19 protein-coding genes and 1 other annotated feature are annotated in these 21,037 nt (G+C 36.2%); of the genes, 5 read left to right on the top strand and 14 right to left on the bottom strand.

What is annotated here, in order from left to right:
• Positions 1-636 precede the first annotated feature (636 nt).
• Positions 637-1,089: a universal stress protein gene (locus AC1DFT_RS19475; protein WP_478161109.1), complete on the top strand. Its 453-nt coding sequence runs from the start codon at positions 637-639 to the stop codon at positions 1,087-1,089.
• A 58-nt stretch (positions 1,090-1,147) separates the two neighbouring features.
• Here the strand turns inward: AC1DFT_RS19475 and AC1DFT_RS19470 are convergent, their stop codons facing one another.
• The 10 genes from AC1DFT_RS19470 to ezrA form a co-directional block, all read right to left on the bottom strand.
• Positions 1,148-2,077 (bottom strand): class I SAM-dependent methyltransferase, encoded by a 930-nt coding sequence (locus AC1DFT_RS19470; RefSeq protein WP_478161107.1) that lies wholly within the window; start codon positions 2,075-2,077, stop codon positions 1,148-1,150.
• A 64-nt stretch (positions 2,078-2,141) separates the two neighbouring features.
• On the bottom strand, positions 2,142-2,648 hold the full coding sequence (gene tpx / locus AC1DFT_RS19465; protein WP_478161105.1) for a thiol peroxidase: 507 nt from the start codon (positions 2,646-2,648) through the stop codon (positions 2,142-2,144).
• A 36-nt stretch (positions 2,649-2,684) separates the two neighbouring features.
• Positions 2,685-3,266, bottom strand: a complete 582-nt coding sequence (locus AC1DFT_RS19460; protein WP_478161103.1) for an RDD family protein — start codon at positions 3,264-3,266, stop codon at positions 2,685-2,687.
• 12 nt (positions 3,267-3,278) lie between these two features.
• On the bottom strand, positions 3,279-4,292 hold the full coding sequence (gene sppA, locus AC1DFT_RS19455) for a signal peptide peptidase SppA (protein ID WP_478161101.1): 1,014 nt from the start codon (positions 4,290-4,292) through the stop codon (positions 3,279-3,281).
• A 79-nt stretch (positions 4,293-4,371) separates the two neighbouring features.
• The gene (gene rarD / locus AC1DFT_RS19450) at positions 4,372-5,268 is read right to left on the bottom strand and encodes an EamA family transporter RarD (RefSeq protein ID WP_478161099.1); all 897 of its coding nucleotides are present in this window, start codon (positions 5,266-5,268) and stop codon (positions 4,372-4,374) included.
• 132 nt (positions 5,269-5,400) lie between these two features.
• Entirely contained in the window at positions 5,401-6,969 is a 1,569-nt protein-coding gene (gene mbcS / locus AC1DFT_RS19445) for an acyl-CoA synthetase MbcS (protein WP_478161097.1), read from the bottom strand.
• A 562-nt stretch (positions 6,970-7,531) separates the two neighbouring features.
• Positions 7,532-7,741 carry a small, acid-soluble spore protein, alpha/beta type gene (locus AC1DFT_RS19440; protein WP_478161095.1) on the bottom strand — a complete coding sequence of 70 codons (210 nt, stop codon included), beginning with the start codon at positions 7,739-7,741 and terminating at the stop codon, positions 7,532-7,534.
• A gap of 82 nt (positions 7,742-7,823) precedes the next feature.
• Positions 7,824-9,026 carry a tRNA uracil 4-sulfurtransferase ThiI gene (gene thiI / locus AC1DFT_RS19435; protein WP_478161093.1) on the bottom strand — a complete coding sequence of 401 codons (1,203 nt, stop codon included), beginning with the start codon at positions 9,024-9,026 and terminating at the stop codon, positions 7,824-7,826.
• Between the two features lie 5 nt (positions 9,027-9,031).
• Complete coding sequence (locus AC1DFT_RS19430) at positions 9,032-10,165, bottom strand: cysteine desulfurase family protein (RefSeq protein WP_478161091.1); 1,134 nt, start codon at positions 10,163-10,165, stop codon at positions 9,032-9,034.
• A gap of 115 nt (positions 10,166-10,280) precedes the next feature.
• Positions 10,281-11,981 (bottom strand): septation ring formation regulator EzrA, encoded by a 1,701-nt coding sequence (gene ezrA / locus AC1DFT_RS19425; RefSeq protein WP_478161089.1) that lies wholly within the window; start codon positions 11,979-11,981, stop codon positions 10,281-10,283.
• Positions 11,982-12,131: 150 nt separating this feature from the next.
• Here ezrA and hisJ point away from each other — a divergent pair, with 150 nt between their 5' ends.
• Together hisJ and AC1DFT_RS19415 are read left to right on the top strand one after the other, a co-directional pair.
• Positions 12,132-12,929, top strand: a complete 798-nt coding sequence (gene hisJ / locus AC1DFT_RS19420) for a histidinol-phosphatase HisJ (RefSeq protein ID WP_478161087.1) — start codon at positions 12,132-12,134, stop codon at positions 12,927-12,929.
• A gap of 15 nt (positions 12,930-12,944) precedes the next feature.
• Entirely contained in the window at positions 12,945-13,424 is a 480-nt protein-coding gene (locus tag AC1DFT_RS19415; protein WP_478161085.1) for a GAF domain-containing protein, read from the top strand.
• Between the two features lie 34 nt (positions 13,425-13,458).
• On the opposite strand, the gene megL is transcribed toward AC1DFT_RS19415, so the two are convergent.
• Entirely contained in the window at positions 13,459-14,646 is a 1,188-nt protein-coding gene (gene megL / locus AC1DFT_RS19410) for a methionine gamma-lyase (protein WP_478161083.1), read from the bottom strand.
• Positions 14,647-14,717: 71 nt separating this feature from the next.
• Positions 14,718-16,583: a sensor domain-containing diguanylate cyclase gene (locus AC1DFT_RS19405; RefSeq protein WP_478161081.1), complete on the bottom strand. Its 1,866-nt coding sequence runs from the start codon at positions 16,581-16,583 to the stop codon at positions 14,718-14,720.
• A gap of 362 nt (positions 16,584-16,945) precedes the next feature.
• On the opposite strand from AC1DFT_RS19405, the gene rpsD reads away from it, so the two are divergent.
• On the top strand, positions 16,946-17,548 hold the full coding sequence (gene rpsD, locus AC1DFT_RS19400; RefSeq protein WP_478161079.1) for a 30S ribosomal protein S4: 603 nt from the start codon (positions 16,946-16,948) through the stop codon (positions 17,546-17,548).
• A 1,244-nt stretch (positions 17,549-18,792) separates the two neighbouring features.
• Here the strand turns inward: rpsD and AC1DFT_RS19395 are convergent.
• A complete protein-coding gene (locus AC1DFT_RS19395; RefSeq protein ID WP_478161077.1) occupies positions 18,793-19,041 on the bottom strand; it encodes a DUF3006 family protein in 249 nt (82 codons plus the stop codon).
• A 209-nt stretch (positions 19,042-19,250) separates the two neighbouring features.
• Here AC1DFT_RS19395 and AC1DFT_RS19390 point away from each other — a divergent pair, with 209 nt between their 5' ends.
• Positions 19,251-19,415 (top strand): hypothetical protein, encoded by a 165-nt coding sequence (locus AC1DFT_RS19390; protein ID WP_478161075.1) that lies wholly within the window; start codon positions 19,251-19,253, stop codon positions 19,413-19,415.
• A 60-nt stretch (positions 19,416-19,475) separates the two neighbouring features.
• On the opposite strand, the gene tyrS is transcribed toward AC1DFT_RS19390, so the two are convergent.
• On the bottom strand, positions 19,476-20,741 hold the full coding sequence (tyrS, locus tag AC1DFT_RS19385) for a tyrosine--tRNA ligase (RefSeq protein WP_478161073.1): 1,266 nt from the start codon (positions 20,739-20,741) through the stop codon (positions 19,476-19,478).
• A gap of 47 nt (positions 20,742-20,788) precedes the next feature.
• Positions 20,789-20,987 (bottom strand) — a binding site (T-box leader).
• Between the last annotated feature and the right edge of the window lie 50 nt (positions 20,988-21,037).

The following is a 21,037-nucleotide window of genomic DNA, read 5'->3' as shown; positions in this document are numbered from 1 at the left end:
CCGCATTTTCTAATTAGATTTTATAACATTACATAGTAGAATGGATTAATTTAACCTTTGATATGTGTCGACACTAAATTAGATAGTAATTCCCATGGATTTTCGCTGCAGGCGGCGACTCTAGTGGAGGGCAACAGGATGTTGGTCACAAAGGCGTTGCCACACGATGTGGCGCTCTTAGCCTTTGTTCCTCTGCCTGAGTAAGATGAGACTTCACATCGTACGCGCTAGCGGCGGTGAAGGCTCATCACTCACCCCACGGAAAGCGTCCGTCCTGCAGCGAAAATCATAGCGGTCACTAGTCAAACACACTACGTCGCCGTTTCCCTATACTGAACTAAATTTTAAAGAATGAATTAACTTAATTATGTTTCAAGTAAATAGTTATCCACTTGTAAAGAATTTTATTATATCCTACGCATCGAGAAATCTCGGCTATGGAGTAGACACGTTCAGTTCAATGCACTCTAAAAGCACTAATACATAGAACCTCTTGTGTAATATTACAATTTTAATAAGCAATTAACTGAGTATTTTGGGTTATTAAAAACATAAATCAAAATAAATAATAAAAATAAGCAGGAATATGTCAATAAATATCGAACTATATATATAAACAATAAGGAGGTTTTTATAATGACATTAAAATATAAACAAATCCTAGTTGCAGTGGACGGTTCAAAAGAGGCGGAATATGCATTTAAAAAATCAGTTTCTATCGCAGCAAGAAACAATGCCACATTAAATTTAGTTAATATAATTGATACAAGATCCTTTGCTGCTATTGAAGCGTATGACCGGTCAATCGCTGAAAGAGCTCAAGCATTTGCGGAGGAATTGCTAGAAGGTTATAAAACAGAGGCGCAAGCGGGCGGCGTCCAACATGTCAACGTCATCGTCGAATATGGTTCTCCTAAAACGATGATTTCTAAAGACCTTGCTAAAAAAGTGGTGGCAGATCTAATCATTTGTGGTGCTACTGGTCTAAATGCGATGGAAAGATTTTTAATCGGAAGTGTTTCGGAGTATATCGTACGCTCCGCAACTTGTGACGTACTAGTTGTTCGCACAGAAGAAGTTCCGGACTGAGAAAAGTATAATAAATAATTGATTAGGAAAAGGGTAGCCCTATATTAGGGCTACCCTCTTATTTTGCATTTTCTTCTTGCCATATGTCTATTTTTTGGAAGAACAATTCCATTGCTTCTTTATTCGTCATATTAGGGACTTGTGCAAGCAACACTTCACGTGGTGCCTTTAACTCATCGCTTCTCTTTTGCAAAATCAACAAGCTCTTCTCTTGTCCTTTTGTTTTAAAAATTGAAGCCGGGAATTGAATCACCGCTTGAATCCATCCGTTTTCTTTAATAAATTTATGAAGCTGCGGCGCCTGTTTTGATTCAAAAATATTGTTAGGCACTAAAAAGTATAAATATCCACCTGGTTTTACATGCTTCATTGATTGTTCGATGAATAAATGATGCGCATAAGACATTTCCTCTTTACTATGCAAAAAGTAGTCCTGTGCTGTTTCTTCATCTGGATAATAGCCTACTGGTAAATCACTTACCACTATATCCACAGGGTCGATTAATAATGGTTTTAATGCATCTTGTCGAAATAATTGGATATCATGTGTAAGCAATTCTCCAGTTTGAGCCGCTATTTGGATTAATAACTCATCTATTTCAACACCGAAAGCATGATTTTCAAAAGGTAATGCATTCATCACTGTATACAGCAAATTTCCCGTTCCAAATGCAGGATCCAAAATGGACAATTCTTTTTGGTCTTTTGCCACTACTTTTACAAAGTAACTTACTAGAAGTCCAATGGCATCTGGCGTCATTTGGTGATTCACTTGAGAACTTGCTTTCATTCCTTTTAAAATCGCCAATTGAATTGCTTTACGAATTTGTTCTTTCGTTGGGTTATTTACTGTAGGTACTTTTTTCTCTTCTAACCATAATTCTAACGCGTAAACTACCCCTTCTAAATAGGTAGCAGATTGTTGCTCTTCAATAAATGAGCTTTCTTGATCAATAAAAGTAAATATTTGTTCTACATTGGTGTGCATCTATACATCCCTCAAATGAAAACCCACTAAACTAGAATTAGCTGAGTGGGTTTGATTTTATTTATTAGTTTGTTGCTGCTTTTACTGCTTCTAGTGCTTTATCGTAGTCTGGATGATCCGTTCCTTCACTTACATATTCAGCATAAGTAACTATGTCATTTTTGTCTACTACAAATACAGAACGTGCTAGTAAACGCAATTCCTTGATACCAACACCGAACGCTTCAGCGAATGAAAAATCACGGTGATCAGAAAGCGTTTGGATAGCATCTGCAGCATTTGCGCCACACCAACGTGCTTGAGCAAATGGTAAGTCAACAGAGATTGTTAAAATGACTACATCCTCACCTAAACTAGCAGCAGCTTGATTGAATTTGTTTGTTTGTGTAGAACATACACCAGTATCTAGTGATGGGACTACGCTGATCAAACGAACTTTACCAGCAGAATCTTGTAGTGTTACTGAAGATAAATCATTTGCTAACACCGTAAAGTTTGGTGCTTTTTCGCCTACTACTACTTCTTGACCAACTAAAGTTACTGGATTGTTTTTAAATGTTACTTGTGCCATAAATATGTAGCCTCCTTTTTCATTACTTTCATCTTACTAGAATACGTTCTGTTCTTGCAACTCTTTTGCAACTGCAGGTTGTTCATATAGATGTTTTTCATTTTTATCAAAAATTGATTCATGAACAACTAAGGTATCCGCAATGATATCGTGAACTGCTTGTTTTTTCGTTGTAAACGCGACTGCTAGATAGGGTAGATTTAAAGGAATAATAGAGATAAGTCTCCCGATCCATTCTCTAAAAACGACCGTTCCCCATGTAAGTTTAGCCCCATTTTTTGAAACAACGCGAATACCAAATATCATTTTCCCAACTGTTTGACTACAATATTTAGTCATCAAAACAAAATACGCATAGAAAAGAAGCGCTGTAATCAGGCTAAATGGCGCATACCAAGCTGGATTATTTAACTCCAATGAGAATAATCGGAACACAGGTTTGATGATCAACATACCGATGGAAGCTAATATGAGGATATCCGCCGTATAAGCCCAAAATCGAATCCAAAAACCAGCAGCTTTATGCTCATATTCCACTGTACGATGAACGACTACCTGCTCCGTTAGCAGTGCCTTTTCTTGCACATTCTGTTCATCTGGCTGTATAATCTCACTCATCTAGATCCCTCCTTAATTATTTCCATATAGATACATCATTTTAGGCGCACTATTATCAGCTATTAACTTTCCAATCAGTTTGGTTTCGATATCAACGCCTAATAATGATTGTGCTTTCATCGCAAATAATGAACCGAAACTTTGAGAATGACCATATTCAAAAACTTCCGCATTTTCTAGGTCGTGATCTGTTTTAATCGCCGCAATTACGTCTTCTAAAAATCCAAAATCGTCAGCAAGTCCAGCTTCAATCGCTTGTCGACCATTGACTATTCGACCATCTGCTACTTTTTTCACTTCTGCTTCTGTCATATTTCGACCTTGTTCAATAATATCCACAAATTCTTCATACGAATCATTTAGCATTTCTTGCATCATATTTCTTTCTACTTCTGTCATTTCTCTCGTTGGGCTCATAATGTCTTTATAAGGTCCTGATTTAATCGTTACAAACTCGACGCCGTATTTTTCTGCTAATTTTCCATAGTTAATACTTTGCATAATAACACCAATGGAACCTGTCATCGTTTCTTTATTAACAAAGATTTTATCAGCTGATGCTGAAATGTAATACCCACCTGAGGCTGCCATACTCCCCATCGATACATAAATTGGTTTTTCCGTTTCTTCTTGTATTTCTCTAATCTCGCGGTAAATTTCTGCAGATTCTACAACTCCGCCACCAGGAGAATTTACTTGGAGGACAATTGCTTTTACCGAGTCATCCGCTTTTACTTGTTCTAATTGTTGTAAAAAGAATTGGTGGTTATATCCTTCTGCCGCAAATAGAGAAGTAGCACTTCCCGTATCTTGTATTACCCCATCTACTGTTAACAATGCGATACGTTCGTTCATAGAACCATCTTCTACTACCGTTTCGTAAAACTCAGAACTCGAGACGGCCGCAAATTCATCTAACATAGAAGTCCAGTCCTTTGAAAATATGCTAGACATCGTATTGACGCCTAAAGAAATAACTAATAATACAGATGCTCCTAAAATAGCAAACCATCGTTTCGTATTCATATACTATTTTCCTCCTTTGGTTATCCTCTTTACTTACGTAAATAATGCCTAAATGTTTCACAAATCGTAAAAATAAATCCTATTTACGTTTCCTCACTTCCATAATTTTCGAAGCGGTAAACAATATTAGTGCGCACCAAATAAATGAAAAAGACAAAAATTCCACTTTACTAAACTGCTCTTTGTAGATGATGACACCGACTAAAAGCATGAGTGTTGGTGCAATGTATTGTATAAAACCAGACATATACAATGGAATGCTTTTTGTTCCTTTAGCAAATAAAATGAGCGGAACTGCAGTTGCAACACCAGTTAATACAAGCAAAATCACCGTCAGCATATCCGTTGAAAAAAATACAGCCTTCCCGGTCGCAACTAAGTAACTAAAATAGATTAGTGCTACCGGTAGAACAAAGAACGTTTCAATCGTTAATCCCCTAAGGGCATCCACTTTTAGCGTCTTTTTAATCAAACCATAAAAAGCAAATGTGATCGCCAATGAAAAAGAAATCCATGGCACTTGTCCATAGGAAATAGATAAAACTAGAACACCAATAGCTGCAATTATTACTGCTAATACCTGTGCCCTAGATAACTTTTCTTTTAAAAAAACAATTCCAAGTACGACAGAGAGTAATGGATTTATGTAATAACCTAAACTCGTTTGAACTATGTATCCCGCATTTACAGCATAAATGAATATAAACCAATTACCAGTTACTAAATAGGAAGCAAGTACTAGACTCCAGAAAGCTTTCTGATTCTTCCATAATTCCTGTATATCCATCATGAGTTGTTTAAAATTACGCCCTATAACTACAAGTAATAACGTAAATACGAATGACCAAATAACGCGACCTGCTAATATCTCATCACTTGAAACATGATTTAACATTTTCCAAAAGATTGGCATAAAGCCCCATAAAACATAAGCAACAGCTACGATTATTATCCCTTGTTTTTCTTCTGTTTGCACTTCCCCATCTCCTTATTTTTCCACGCGAAAATAATAGATTCATTATATTGCTTTAACCAATTAAAGTAAACAGGAAAAACACGGAGAACATTTTATTGCACCCCGTGTTTTCTTATTTCTATTTTATACCTTTTATTGTTCTCTTTGTCTTAACTCAATTCTTCTAATTTTTCCAGAAGTTGTTTTAGGTAATTCTTTAACGAACTCTATTTCTCTAGGATACTTATATGGAGCAGTAATAGTTTTCACATGTTCTTGCAGTTCTTTTACTAATTCAGGGGAACCTTCGTTAGACGGATCTAGTAATACAACAAAAGCTTTCACAATAGTCCCACGAATTTCATTTGGACTACCAACTACAGCACATTCTTGTACTGCAKGATGTTTGGTTAAAGCATCTTCTACTTCAAAAGGTCCAATCGTATAACCGGAACTAATAATGATGTCGTCACTTCTACCTTCAAACCAAAAATAGCCGTCTTCGTCTTTTTTAGCTTGATCACCTGTTATATAATAATCGCCCCTAAATTGCATCGCAGTACGCTCAGGGTCTTTTAAGTATTCTTTGAATAGTGCAGGTGTTTCTACATGCACCGCAATATCTCCTACTTCACCAGGAGCACAAATTTCACCAAGATCATTTACAATCTCTACTGTATTCCCTGGTGTTGGTTTCCCCATAGAACCAGGTCTAGCTTCCATTCCTTTCATCGTTCCAACGAGCAACGTATTTTCAGTTTGACCATAACCATCTCGAACTTCAAGATTAAAGTTTTTCTCAAAAATCTCAATAACTTCTCTATTTAATGGCTCTCCTGCGGAAACAGCACTATGAATCGAAGAAAGATTATAATTCTTTAAGCCTTCTACTTTTGCCATAATTCTATATTCAGTTGGTGTGCAACAAAGCACATTTACTTTTTTCTCTTGAATATTTTCCAAATATGTATTCGGATCAAATTTCCCATTATATACATATCCAATTGCTCCACTACCAAGAACCGCAAGAAACGGACTCCAAATCCATTTTTGCCAGCCTGGACTTGCTGTTGCCCAAACTACATCACCTTCTTGTATACTCAGCCAGTTTGGACCAGATGTCCGTAAATGTGCGAATGCCCATGCATGGGTATGGACTACACCTTTTGGATTTCCAGTTGTTCCACTTGTATATGATATGAATGCCATATCATCTTTTAACGTATCTACAAGGTCGAATACAGTACTTTCACTAGACATTTCATCTGTTAAGGACTGCCAATCATCTTGACTTTTTCCAATAACAAATAATAGTCGATCGTCTAAGTTTGATACTTCAGTAAATTGGTCTAGAAATGGCTCATAGGCAATAATCGCTTTAGCACCGCTATGAACAAGTCGATACTCAATATCCTTTGCACGAAGCATTTCTGAACTCGGTATAACAACTAGACCAGCTTTCAAAGCAGCCACGTATACTTCGTATGCTTCTATTAATCTAGGTACCATTACAAGAACGATATCCCCTTTTTTTAGCCCATTACGGGTAAATACGTTTGCAATTTGGTTGGATCGTTGCATTAATTGTTTATATGTACTCTGTTTCGTTTCTCCGCTGTCAGACTCCCAAATGAGCGCTAATTTTTCTTCGTTAATACTATATTTTTCAAACTCACTTACTAAGTTATAATGAGCTGGTGCGATTAGATTTTGTTTATTCAATACTATTCCTCCTCTACATTATAAGTTAATTATAAAGGAAATTATTAGATTGTTAAATATAAAAATAATCTTCTGAATATAAGGGTGTCACATTTTAGGGATAATGCGTCGTATGGTGACCGCTATGAATCCAATAAATGGCTAAGGGCAACTAATCGGCATTGAAAGCAACCATTTCTATTCGGAAAGCAACTAAATCAACGTGAAAGCAACCAATTCTCAAAATAACAAGTTGACTTGGAGGGAGACGACTAGGACTTTGACGCATTATTTATAAACGTTGCGCAAATGGACCATAGTGTTGCCCGTTTGTAGGTCAACATTGCGCATTTATAAATAGACAATCTTCTCCAGCTAAATAGTGCGGATACATTTGCCGTAGCGCTGCCTAAAGCGCATGAGCCGCAGTCATGAGACCTACTCGTGTTCAACATGAGTAGGCTCATGCAAGATGCGGTAAGCGCGAAGGATAGCGGACACATTAAGACGCACTATCCCAATAATGTTCCTTCCTTAACAAAACAATAAACCGGTAGCCTGGGCTACCGGTTTATCTGGTTTATTATTTTTCAAAACCATTCATTTGTGATTGAGCTTGTCGCACTAATCGCTTTGTAATTTCTCCGCCTACGGATCCGTTGGCACGCGATGATGCGTCAGCTCCTAAATTTACTCCAAACTCTTGAGCAATTTCATATTTCATTTGATCAATCGCATGTTGTACACCTGGAACTAAAAGTTGATTTGAGTTACCACTGTTGTTGTTTGCCATGTCTCTCACCTCCTTGTGAAATTAGAATGGTCTTTTTCTCTAATTTCATGCACGGAGGATGAGTGGTATATTTTGTTAATTTTTAAAGTAGGTTTTCAAAGTCGTTTCTCTTTACAGTTGGAAACGAGAGAACTTCTCTATTTTCCACCGCTTCTTTTATTAATTCATCATAATCCTTAAAGCTCTCGTAGTATTCTACTTTCTCCAGCTTTGGTTTGGTTTTAGGACAAGAAGGAGTGAATATTGTACAACAATCTTCATAAGGTAAAATAGATGTCTCATAAGTTCCTATTTCCCGGGCAATATCTATAATATCTAATTTGTCCATTGAAATGAGTGGTCTAAAAACCGGAGTGGACGTAACTGCATTAATAGCAGTCAAGCTTTCAAGCGTTTGGCTGGCAACTTGACCTAAACTTTCACCAGTTACAATGCCTAGTGCCCCAATTTCTTCGCGAACTAAATCTGCAATTTTCAACATCAATCTTCTTGTTGTCGTCATCGATACATTTTCTGGAATTTGTGCAGCGATACTTTGTTGGATTTCAGTAAAGGGAATGACATGTAGTCGTACAGTTGCTCCAAAATGACTTAGTTGGTTTGCAAGATCCATTACTTTTTCCTTGGATCGCTCACTTGTGAACGGTGGACTGTGAAAATGAATGGCATCTAATCTAACTCCACGTTTCAAAAGCATATAACCAGCAACTGGACTGTCAATACCACCTGAAAGCATTAAAAGGGAACGACCATTTGAACCAAGTGGCATACCACCAGCGCCAGGAATTACTTGTGCCATCATGTATACAGCGTCTGCCAGCACTTCAATACGCAAATCTATTTCTGGCTTTTTCAATTGTACTTTTAAAGATGGGTATTGTCTTAATACATGACTTGCTACAGTCGTTTGCAATTCATATGTATCAAGTGGGAACCTTTTATCTGATCGTTTCACTGTTACACGGAATGTTTTATTTTCACTATCTAAACTTTCCATAATTTGAAGCGCGGTTGCTTGAATATCTTCTAGTTCCTGCGAACAAGATGCGACCGGACTAAAAGACTGAATGCCGAATATTTTTGGTAGACGCTCTATTAATGCCTCAATCTCCGAGTCATCTGTTGAAGTTAAAAACATTCGATCTCTTTCTGCTTGTACTTTAATATTTGGTAAATCTACAAAAGAAAATCTTATGTTATTTCGAAGATGCGATATAAACTGTTTTCTATTTCTTCCTTTTGTTGATAATTCACCGTATCTGACTAATATTTTTTCCCATTTCATAAAAACTAATCTCCTTTAATGACGTTCATTACATTTGTAAATATTTTTTTAAACTGACTTATTTCTTCTTGTGTATTTATTGTGCTAAAACTAAGTCGAATGACTCCTTTTATATAGTCATCTTGTATATGCATTGCTTTTAATACATGGCTTGTTTTAGTTTGTCTTGAAGAGCAAGCACTACTAGTAGAAACTATAACATTTTTTTGCTGTAAAGCATTAATAAGAACTTCTCCTTTTATTTTTCGGACAGAAAAAGAGATGATATGTGGTGCCCTATTTTTAGGTGAAATCATTTTAATTGCCGGAAAAGATGTCAAAAAAGGGATGAGTTCTTCAGTCATCTCTCTCAATTTTTGGGCGTTTTCTTTTAAATTGTCATGTGCCAGCCTAACCGCTTTTGCGGTAGATACAGCTAAAGGAACTGGTGTTGTCCCACTTCGAATACCAGATTCTTGACCACCACCAAACAGCATTGGTTCTACTTCCATAAATTTTTTTAATGCTAAAAAACCTGAACCTTTTAAACCGTGAATTTTATGAGATGAAATGGTGATTGCATCCACATCTAGCGCATCAAAATTTACTGGTAACTTCCCAAAACTTTGCACTGCATCCATGTGGATTACTGCACGGCTATTCTTTCTTACATTAGCGGAAATTTCTTCGATTGGTTGAATTGCTCCTGTTTCGTTGTTCACATGCATGACACTTATCAAGATGGTATCGGCACGTAAAAGTCTTTCTACAGCTTCTATTACAATTACGCCATTTGAATCCACTGGGATCCATTCTACTTCAAATCCATTTTTCAGTAGTTGTTTTGCTGCTTCCAGTATGGAAGGATGTTCGATTTCTGAGACAAGTACATGTCTTCCACGATTTTTATATTTATTTGCTAAGCCAAAAATGGCTAAATTATTAGATTCGGTTCCACCGGATGTAAAATAAATTTTGTCATTAGAAGTATGTAAAATTTCTGCTACTTGTTTTCTAGCTGATTGTAATAATTCGTTCGTTTGATGACCAAATTCATGGATGGAAGCTGGATTTGCCCAAAACTTCTCGTTCACTGCTACAAAGGTTTTCATCACTTCTGGATGAACTTTCGTTGTAGCACTGTTATCAAAATAAATCACTGTTTGTCCCTCTCCTTTTCGGAAAAAAACCACCATCACTTTTTTAGTGAGGTGGTTCACGTTTGTATACAAAAACCTTTTGTCGATTCGGACTGAATTCGTCCAACTTTTCTAGTTATGTACGCCAGGCCTCTTCTTTGACTAATACTTCGATTTTCTTTAATGCGCCCGGTTCAACTTCCTCTACAGCTGTTGCAGCATCTTCTAGTGCTTTTGCATATCTAAGTTGCCTGAAGGCTTCTTCTGCTTCTAACAAACGCGCATGTATATTAGGGTGGCTTGTACGATAACGATTTCCATATTGAATAATCTTTTCAGTTAACAATACATTTTCTAACATTTCTTTTGCCCGTTTATGCACTTCTTCCATGCAAGCTTCTGCTTTTTCTAAATAATTATCTACTAATGACATATTCAGAGGCACTTCTTGAAGGCTTTGCATCGCTACATAAATATGTTCTTCTGCTTCTTCAAGGCGGACATCCATATCTTCCGGAATACCCGGGATATTCGCTTTTTGTAACATACGATCAGTGTCATGTAAAATATGTTTTAATTCTTCTAGTTTTTCACGAGCTTTATTTTCATCGATTCGGAGATTTTTTAATCGATTGGCAAAACGATCTTGTTCTTCATACAATCGATCTAGTTCTTCTGCTATTTCGTTTAGCTCTTCTTGTAAACTAGAGTATGCAGATCGTTCTTCTTCTACTCGTGCTGATAGCAAATTGAACTTTTTCTCTAATTCTTCCAATTCCTTCAAACAGCTTTTGGGAATTTCGGCTTCTTTTTCTGGTAATCGATAGCTTTGTTGGACATACGCTGCTTCTTCGCTAACTGCACGAGTAACCGTCGTTACTTCTTTTAGACGGCTAGCTGTATGTTCTTTATGCTTATCCACATACTTTTTAGCGAGTACTTCTTTTTCTAATAAATCATAGAAAGTTTCCAATTCATCTTTAATTTCTTCTACTCTTACAAGAGTTTTTTCCACTTCTAGATCTACAATCGCTGCCTTCAATTCGATTAACTCTGCTTCTATTTCTGCTAATTTATTGGTCATTTCAAGATGCTGTAAGTAATACGAACTTTCTTCCATTTCTTTCTGACCATTTCGTAATTCATGTATCGTAGCGGGTATTTTATTTTGTATTTCTGTAAGAACAGTCGGAATATCATGCAATTTAGGAAAGAACTTTTTCCCTTTATCTTGCATAGTAATGACAATTTCTCGTGCACTTAAATAATTTCCTGTCTCGGTCAACTTATCAAATTCCTCAAAATCCGGTATAAATGATTCTAATTCGGCTTCTAATGCTGGCACTGTTTCTCCAAAGGAATATTGGTGAGCAAGCAAGGTTTTCCTAGCAGCACGATGTTGTTCTTTCAGCTGTTCCATTTCTATTCTGTTTTTCTCTTCACTTCCGATTAACTCTTCTAGTTCTTTTAATATCCCGGACATTTTTTCGTCACAATTAGAAATTAATGTTTGAATTTCTTTTTCAATTTTAGAAGCTTTTGGAAAAATAAATTTGTCTACACTTTCTTCTGCATCAAATAAAAGAACATCGATTTTCGGCATATGGATATCCATTACTTCCGTCCATGTATTTCGCCATCTTTCAAACATTTCTTCTGTTTGACCGTTCATATTCAATTGTTTTACTTTTGTCATTTCTTCTAAAATTGGTTTATTTTGAATTTGATGTTTTTCATGTTCTAAACGCTCAATCTCTGAATTATGTTTTCTTCTTATAATAAACGCAAAAACTGCAATTACTAAAAGTATAATGACTGCTGGGATGATATACTTCATCGTAAGCCCCCTGTTCCAAAATCAAAAAATTCTAATTCAAATGTTACTATATATATTACCATGCTTTTTATGTTATTGTTTCATAAAACAGTAGAAAAGCAATGAATTATTTGAAATAATGCTATTTCAACGATTAGGAGGCAGATTTTATTGAAAAAGGATGGTCATATTCATACGCCCTATTGCCCACATGGAACGCTTGACCCCTTCCATTTATATATTGAAAAAGCAATTCAAAATGGGTTTCATGAAATTACATTTACCGAGCATGCTCCATTGCCTACTAATTTTATGGATCCAACACCCGCCAAAGACAGTGGGATGGACTTCAAAAAACTCGAATCGTACTTCACTGATTTAAAGCGGTTGAAAAAACAGTATAAAAAAGATATTGTTATATCAACAGGGTTGGAAATAGACTATATCTCTGGTTTTGAACGAGAGACTATTTCTTTTTTAAATACATACGGTATGTACTTGGATGATTCCATTTTATCGGTACATTTTTTAGCATTCCAAAACGAATACACATGTATTGATTTTTCTAAAACCACTTTTTTAAAGTTTATAGAACATGTGGGAAGTCCAATGGCTGTGTATAAATTGTATTATAAAACATTGATGGATTCAATAACGAGTCCATTAGGAATTTATAAACCGAAACGAATTGGTCATATTACACTTGTACATAAATTTCAACATGCATTCCCAGAAGTCGTTGATGACCATGATGATATAGTAGCGATTTTATTGGAAATAAAAAATCAACAGCTTCAATTAGATGTAAATAGTGCTGGCCTAGTAAAACCCTATTGTTTAGAAAGCTACCCAGCACCTTCTTATATTCAATTAGCAAAGCAATTAGAGATCCCTTTAATATTTGGATCTGATGCGCATCAAGCAAAAGATTTACATCAATATTATGATGACTTACAAGTATATTTGTAGAATGGAGACGAAAATATGTTCACAAAAACAACTTATTCAGAAGATTTATCGGCAAATTATCTGATGCTATCCAAGCAGTTAGATGCACTTTTAACAGGTGAAAATAATGCAATCGCTAATTTTAGCAATGCTTCTGCTTTATTAAATCAGTTTTTTGATCAAATTAACTGGGTTGGATTTTATTTAGTGGAAAATGGCGAATTGGTATTGGGGCCGTTTCAAGGGTTGCCTGCTTGTGTTAGAATTCCTGTTGGTAGAGGGGTTTGTGGCACTGCGGCGCAAAACTTAGAAACAATTATTGTTCCAGATGTGCATGCTTTTCCAGGTCATATAGCATGTGATGCAGCTTCCCAATCGGAAATTGTTGTTCCTATCGTGAAAAACGGGGTATTAGTTGGAGTTCTTGATATTGATAGCCCTATAAAAGAACGTTTTTCAGAACAAGATTCAACTGGCTTAGAACAATTTGTTCAAGTGCTTACTAAACATATTTAGGTAAAGGCAGAGGGAGTTAATACCCCCTCTGCTTTTACAGTTTCTTAAATGCTTGCTTTAAATCTTCTATTAGGTCCATAGGGTTTTCGAGACCAACAGAAAGCCGAAGTAATCCGTCTGTAATCCCCATTTCCAGTCTTTCTTTTTCCGGTACAACTGAATGAGTCATCGTTGCTGGATGCTGGATTAAGGTTTCTGCATCTCCTAGACTAACGGCAATTTTGATCAGCTTTAATTCATTCATGAGCTTTTGAGCATGCTTCACTCCACCAGTCACAGTAAATGAGATAAGCCCGCCGCCGCCAATCATTTGCTTCTTCGCAATTTCATATTGCGGATTGTTGGCATCAAATGGATAGTAAATATTGTCCACAGAAGAAACTGTTTTTAAATAAGCCACGAGTTCCTCTGCATTTTTCGTATGCCGCTCCATCCGGACATGCATCGTTTTGATACCCCTTATTAATAACCATGCGTCAAACGGTGAAATAATGCCTCCAAAATCTTTTTGAACCGACATCCGAATGCTTTCCATTTCTTCTTTATTACTACCAACTACTATTCCTGCAATGACGTCTCCATGTCCATTAATATACTTTGTTGCACTATGCAATACAAAATCGACTCCTAGTTTTAATGGGTTTTGTAAATAAGGAGATGAAAAGGTATTATCCACTACTACACGAATATGATGTTTCTTTGCAATTTTCGTGATTAAGTCAATATCTACTATTTCCATTGTTGGGTTAATAGGTGTTTCGATGTAAATACAAACAGTATTTGGTTTTATCGCAGCCTCGATAGCTTCTTCCGTATCTAATATTGCTAAATCGTGCGAGACATTATATTTTTCTTTCAATAGATTAAGAAGACCGAATGTACAACCGTATATCCCTCTTGTACAAAGGATATGATCACCCGACTTAGTTAAATGGACCAATATTGCACTAACTGCAGCCATCCCAGAACCAAATGCTAATGCACCTTCTCCATATTCTATCGCCGCCATTCTTTCTTCCAATACTCGAACAGTCGGATTCCCTAAACGTGAGTAAACGCCGCCAATCTCTTCTCCAGCAAATCTTCTTGCCCCTTGTTCCGCCGTTTCAAATGCAAATGTCGAGGTTTGGTATAAGGGCACTGCTAGGCTATCCTGGTGATTGAACGATTGATAGCCAGTATGAATGTATGCCGTCTCCTTTTGTACATTTTCATCTTGCATATATTAAACACCCCTTTGTAAACGCTTACATATAGTTTACACCGTAGTGACTAAAAAGAAAAGGCATCTCTTTACGAAAGTGGAGATACCTCCATCACATTTAATTGATTTTTCCCTTTATTTTTCGACTCATATAAAGCAATATCTGTTTGATGAAAAAGTTGATGAAAATCGATGTTGTCGTGCCGCTGCCAACTAGAAACCCCTATCGAAACTGTCACACTTGGGTTTGTTTGCAATTGGATTGATTTCAATAATTGTCCGCAAATTTCTATGCCTTCTTCGAGCGTCTTTTGAGCATAATAAACTGCCAGCTCTTCCCCACCCCATCTTGCTCCAATTCCTTTTTCTCCAACTTTCTTTTGGATAATCGAAGCAATTTGTTTTAATATTTCATCGCCAACTTGGTGACCATAAGTATCATTCACTTTTTTAAAATCGTCAATATCAATTAAAACAAATACTCCACGACTATCTATTGCCATGGAATTTTCTACATATTTATCTAAATATTTTCGCGCGTACAAATTCGTTAAATGATCGCGATTCACCATTTCCTGCAATTTATTTCGAAGTGTAGAGTTACTTATAGCAAGTGATGAATGTTGAATTAGTGATTGCATTAATTTAAAGCCATCAAACGAAAAAAAATAAGGTTCTTTATGAAGTACTATACTAAAACCTGTAATCGTATTTTGCTCTTTTAATGGGACTGCAACGAGGGAATGATACGCATATTTTAATTTTGTTATTCGGTTAAAGTCCGCAATAAACAAGGAGTCTTTTACTTTGCTAAAATGATCAGTAACATATTGAATATACAATTGTCCTTCATCTGTATGAAAGTACTCATTACTCGCTGAGGAAATTTTGTACTCGTTTTCTTCCATAAAAACAAAACCTATTTGTTTGGGGTGGAAGGATTTCATTAATTGGTTTCTTAAAAAGATTAACATCTCGTCCATAGAAATATTCGTATTTAACTTATGTGAAGTCTCGTTAATCAATTGTAAATCGGAAACTAATCTATGTGACTGTATATATAGTTTTGCGTTTTCAAGTGCATTTCCAGTCGTTTCTGCTAGAGAAGTTGCAAACTCTTTTTGTCGAGTGGAGAAAAAATAATCATCTGGGGCAGAAAGTTGTAATATACCATAAATTCCTTGTTTCCCTTTTATCGGTATGTTTATTAATCGGACACCTAAATCATGTATATGTTCTGTCGTAATTTCGCCTGAAACATATGCATCTACAGTAGTCGGTCTTTCGGAAGTGTAATCAAATAACTTATAAGGAACTGACGTTCTTCTATCTTGATCATTCGATAATATTAAGGAGGGCACTAATTGTGGAAATGCATTTTTTATCGCAAACAATGTTCCATTTAATATTTCTCCCGAATCTAGTGTGGAATTAAATGATTTTGTTACACTAAACAAATTACGATATTGGTTTTCCTGTTGCATTATAACAGTCGATTGTTTTATTGTTTTCACAAGATTACTGATTGTATAAATGAACTCGTCAATATATTCCGATCCAGAGAATTCTTGCCATTTCATCGTAGAATCTATCACAAGCAATCCAATAGGTTCATTCTTACTATCTCTAAGTAAAATTTTCACCACTTTGTTCATATCCATTTCATTATCCCAAAAAGGAGTATCGGTAAAATCTTTTTCAAAAAAATGGACTTCTATCTCCGACCATTTAATCATATGTAACATTTTCATATCTAAATGATTTTCTTTCAATGGTTTAAGTGTATCTAAGTCAAAAATAAAATAATAAGCCTTTTCAACGTCAAAAAATTCCGACAATAGTACTTTTAAGGTTTTAAACCATTTCATACTAGTTGTTTCATATACAAATAAATTATCATTATATACATCTAAAATACGGCTCTTTATAAGCGTCATTTTTACGTCATTTTTCATGCGTACACCTCTCAGTTTTCTAAGAGCGAATTTGATACTTTTATCACACTTTAATTATAATTCAATTTGACTATATTCCTTTAGATTTGTCAATTGTTTCTTGCGATTTATATTAATCCATCTCTCAAGAAATGAATTTCATTGACTTTCTCCGTATAAAAGGATACAATCGAATTTGTGTAAAATAAATGCAGCAGTTGTATGGCCTAGATTGCTCATTTTGTTCCTCTATTAAAAGATGGTGTATCCCGTAACCCTTGGCTGCTAGGGCGATGATACATGAAAACAAAATGTCTGCTAGTCTGAATACATCTGGTCTTATTTTACAACAAAATAAAACCAATATAAAGGAGGAGACATATATGTCTCGTTATACAGGTCCATCATGGAAATTATCACGTCGTCTTGGTCTTTCACTAAGCGGTACTGGTAAAGAATTAGAAAAACGCCCTTACGCACCAGGACAACACGGTCCTAACCAACGTAAAAAATTAACAGAATACGGTATGCAATTACAAGAGAAACAAAAACTTCGTCACACTTATGGTGTTAACGAACGTCAATTCCGTACTCTTTTTGACAAAGCTGGTAAAATGCAAGGTAAACATGGTGAAAACTTCATGATTCTTCTTGAAACTCGCCTTGATAACGTTGTTTACCGTTTAGGTCTTGCTCGTACTCGTCGTGGAGCTCGTCAATTAGTTAACCACGGTCACGTTATGGTTGATGGTAAACGTGTTGATATTCCTTCATTCAGCGTTAAACCAGGTCAAGAAATTTCTCTTCGTGAAAAATCTCAAAACCTTGATGTTGTAAACGAATCAATCGAAGTAAACAACTTCGTACCAGAATACGTAACATTTGATGCAGATAAAAAAGTTGGTACTTTCGTTCGCCTTCCAGAGCGTAGCGAATTATCTGCTGAAATTAACGAAGCTCTAATCGTTGAGTTCTACTCTCGTTAATCGAGATACTTTATTAAAAACCTTCAAAATCTTGAGAAATCAGGGTTTTGGAGGTTTTTTCTTTTCTATTGATTGTTCGCATGAAAGTCTACGCATGAATCCTATTTTAGGGATGCAGCGACGTAGTGTCCGCTGTGATTTTCGCTACATTCGTACACTTTCCGCCGGGTGAGCGATGAGCCATCCCCGCCGCCCTTAGGCGTACGTTGGGACGTCTCATTAGCCCACTCATCTGGCAGGAGTCGACGTCTGTAGCGAAAATCAATGGAAATTGTCCAATTATCAATACCATCCCGTTAAAAAACAAAATTTTAACCAGTTTTTCCATTGCATGTATCCAGTAAATGGCTTAGGGCAACCAACCGATGACTGGAAGCAACCAGTTCCACTACGAAAGCAACTAAATCAGCACGAGAGCAACCAAATTACTCGTGAGAGCAACCAATTCTCAAAATAGCAAGTATACTAGGATTGAGACGTCATATTGGGATAGCGCATCTTATTAACCGCTAAGATTTTCACTGCCGGGCGGACGACTTCCACCGGGCGAAGTGGAAATTAATGAAAACTACATACTTATCAGTGCAGACCAGTTGAAAAAACAAAATTTTAAACAGTTTTTCCATTGCATGTATCCAGTAAATGGCTTAGGGCAACCAACCCATGACTGGAAGCAACCAGTTCCACTACGAAAGCAACTAAATCAACACGAGAGCAACCAAATTACTCGTGAGAGCAACCAATTCTCAAAATGGCTCTTTATTTGATGTGAGACAACTATAATTCCGACATATTTTAGGAATTATATGTCTTAAAGCCCGTCGAACTTGCCAGGCCGGCATCTACTCGACTGGTTTGTCCTGTTCAGCTATCTTATTGTCTCGTTCAACCATTTATTGTTAATTTGGGGCCTCAATAATTTAGCAATTTTCATTGATTTTCGCTGCTGGGCGGCGACTCCAACGAGATTAAGTGAGTATGATGAGACTTCACATCGTACGAGTAAGCGGCGGTGAAGGCTCATCGCTCACCCCGTGGAAAGCGTCCGCCCTGCAGCGAAAATCACAGCGGATACTTTACCACACGGTATCCCTATAGTGTAAGATAGATCATCACAAATGTTATAAATGATCAACCCTAGATATGTTGCTTTAGCCACTTTTCAAAGGCTTTTATATTTCCACAAACAAAAAAGCACCAGTCTAATTGAATAGAAAAGCGCTTTCTTTAGATGACAATAATGTCTATTCTTTTTTCATGCCTTCGATTAAATCTAATAAACGTTGTTTCGTCTCATTTGTTTCTTCTTTTAGTATTTTAAAATCATATCCTGATTTATCCTCATTCATATGAACTTCAACTAAATCTCCTATTTTTGCATCTATCGTAAACTTATCCTTTAAAATAACTAGCTTGTTTGTTTTGTTATTTTTTTCAAATAGAATGACAAAAAAATCATCGAAACGATTTAATATGTATTTTTTTGTTGCCATGACACCCAGCCCCTTGATCCAAATAATTAACCTAAAAAAGTGAATTGCATAATTAAAAAATTCTCTTCCATTATCATTCTATACTATTTTACGCTCATTTTTCATCCTATTTCACATTAAATTTAAATATTCTTAGCAAATTCATGATTATTTCACCCATTGACGTAAATACTAAGAACTGCAACAATGAAAAATTGGAGGTCCTGCATATGAAAAATAATAATACCCATACGTCCACAAATAAAAAAATGAAAAATACACATGTTAGTACAAACTACAATGAACCCGAGAAATTAACAGATCATGAAAAGAAAAAACTACAAGTAAAAGATGGACAAAACAACCACCATGTAGATGAACGTGGTGGATTTTAACCGTTGTCCCCTTTTGTGAAAAAGCTACTTCCCTTTATTTATTGGGAAGTAGCTTTCATTTTATACAAATTTAATCATTTTATAGTTTTTCTTGCCTCTACGAACAATCATAAACTCATCTTCTAGTCGATCTTCTTTTCCTACTACATACGCAACATCCATTACTTTTTCTCCATTTATAGAAATCGCACCATTTGTCACATCTTCACGAGCCTGTCTTTTCGAAGGAGAAACATTTGCTTCTACGATAAAGTCTACAATGCTTTTTTCTTCTTTGGACATCTCAACTGATGGTACATCTTTAAATGCATCTTTCATCTCATCAGCAGTTAGCTCTTTCAAATTGCCGCTGAATAAAGCGCGAGATATACGAACTGCCTGTTCTAAAGCTTCTTCACCATGGATTAAGCGAGTCATTTCCTCCGCCAATGTCGTTTGTGCTTTGCGTAAATGGGCTTCATTTTCAACCGTTTCAGCTAGTGCTTCAATTTCACTACGCTCTAAAAATGTAAAAATTTTCATGTATTTAATCACATCTGCATCTGCAGTGTTAATCCAAAACTGGTAAAACTCATACGGAGATGTCTTTTTAGCATCAAGCCATACAGCCCCAGACGCTGATTTACCGAATTTTGTTCCATCTGCTTTTGTTACTAATGGAATCGTAATCCCGAAAGCTTTTGTTTCTTCTTCATGTGTTTTGCGAATCACTTCAAGACCAGTTGTAATATTACCCCATTGGTCAGATCCACCGACTTGCACTTTACAATTGTACGTATTGAATAAATGATTGAAATCAATTCCTTGAATTAATGTGTACGCAAACTCTGTAAAAGAAAGACCAGAATCTAAACGAGAAGCAATAGAATCTTTTCCTAACATATAGTTAATATTAACAAGCTTACCAAAATCACGTAAAAATTCAATCACACTCATTGGTCCAATCCAGTCGTGATTATTTACCATTTGAGCACCATTGTCAGAATTAAAGTCAAAAATCTGCTCCATTTGAGTTTTAATTCCGCTTACATTTTTATCAATTTGCTCAGTTGTTTGAAGCACTCTTTCTTCAGAACGACCAGATGGATCTCCAACCATTCCTGTTGCTCCACCAACTAGTAAAATTGGGCGGTGGCCATGTAATTGAAAACGTCTTAATGTTAATAATGGTACAATATGTCCAATATGCATACTGTCCGCTGTTGGATCTACACCACAGTATAAAGAAATTTTTTCGTTATTTAATAAATCTTTTAATCCTTCTGCATCTGTTTGCTGGTAAATAAGCCCTCTCCAAGATAAGTCTTCTAGTAATGCATTTGTCATTTCAATCTCCTCCTTAAAATAAAAAAGTCCCCACATGAAATAAATCATGCAGGGACGCTTGAGTATTTTAGCGCGGTACCACCCAGCTTGAAGGTATCTATCCTTCCGCTTCGTTCACGGTATCGTTGTGAATACGTCTAACTCCAAGCCTGTAATTCATCCATTGTACACTGACTAGCTTTCACCAACCGCTAGCTCTCTAAACAGTTTGCACAACAACTACTTCGGACTTTTCCTAGTTAAAGATAAAATTCGCCTTGGCGTATTTGCGTCTAGATTTTGAATTGAGCTAGCTC

It is taken from the genome of Psychrobacillus sp. 05T411 (genome assembly GCF_056396485.1).
Note: the sequence above shows the minus strand (reverse complement) of the source record. Positions and strands in the feature narration are given on the sequence as shown.

Excerpts from the sequence above, each read along its gene's own strand:
- sppA (WP_478161101.1), bottom strand. The coding sequence starts at position 4,292 with ATGAATACGAAACGATGGTTTGCTATTTTAGGAGCATCTGTATTATTA.
- tyrS (WP_478161073.1), bottom strand. The coding sequence starts at position 20,741 with ATGACAAATGCATTACTAGAAGACTTATCTTGGAGAGGGCTTATTTAC.
- AC1DFT_RS19460 (WP_478161103.1), bottom strand. The coding sequence starts at position 3,266 with ATGAGTGAGATTATACAGCCAGATGAACAGAATGTGCAAGAAAAGGCA.
- ezrA (WP_478161089.1), bottom strand. The coding sequence starts at position 11,981 with ATGAAGTATATCATCCCAGCAGTCATTATACTTTTAGTAATTGCAGTT.
- AC1DFT_RS19405 (WP_478161081.1), bottom strand. The coding sequence starts at position 16,583 with ATGAAAAATGACGTAAAAATGACGCTTATAAAGAGCCGTATTTTAGAT.
- AC1DFT_RS19395 (WP_478161077.1), bottom strand. The coding sequence starts at position 19,041 with ATGGCAACAAAAAAATACATATTAAATCGTTTCGATGATTTTTTTGTC.
- thiI (WP_478161093.1), bottom strand. The coding sequence starts at position 9,026 with ATGAAATGGGAAAAAATATTAGTCAGATACGGTGAATTATCAACAAAA.
- AC1DFT_RS19440 (WP_478161095.1), bottom strand. The coding sequence starts at position 7,741 with ATGGCAAACAACAACAGTGGTAACTCAAATCAACTTTTAGTTCCAGGT.
- AC1DFT_RS19470 (WP_478161107.1), bottom strand. The coding sequence starts at position 2,077 with ATGCACACCAATGTAGAACAAATATTTACTTTTATTGATCAAGAAAGC.
- rpsD (WP_478161079.1), top strand. The coding sequence starts at position 16,946 with ATGTCTCGTTATACAGGTCCATCATGGAAATTATCACGTCGTCTTGGT.
- tpx (WP_478161105.1), bottom strand. The coding sequence starts at position 2,648 with ATGGCACAAGTAACATTTAAAAACAATCCAGTAACTTTAGTTGGTCAA.
- AC1DFT_RS19415 (WP_478161085.1), top strand. The coding sequence starts at position 12,945 with ATGTTCACAAAAACAACTTATTCAGAAGATTTATCGGCAAATTATCTG.
- AC1DFT_RS19475 (WP_478161109.1), top strand. The coding sequence starts at position 637 with ATGACATTAAAATATAAACAAATCCTAGTTGCAGTGGACGGTTCAAAA.
- AC1DFT_RS19390 (WP_478161075.1), top strand. The coding sequence starts at position 19,251 with ATGAAAAATAATAATACCCATACGTCCACAAATAAAAAAATGAAAAAT.
- megL (WP_478161083.1), bottom strand. The coding sequence starts at position 14,646 with ATGCAAGATGAAAATGTACAAAAGGAGACGGCATACATTCATACTGGC.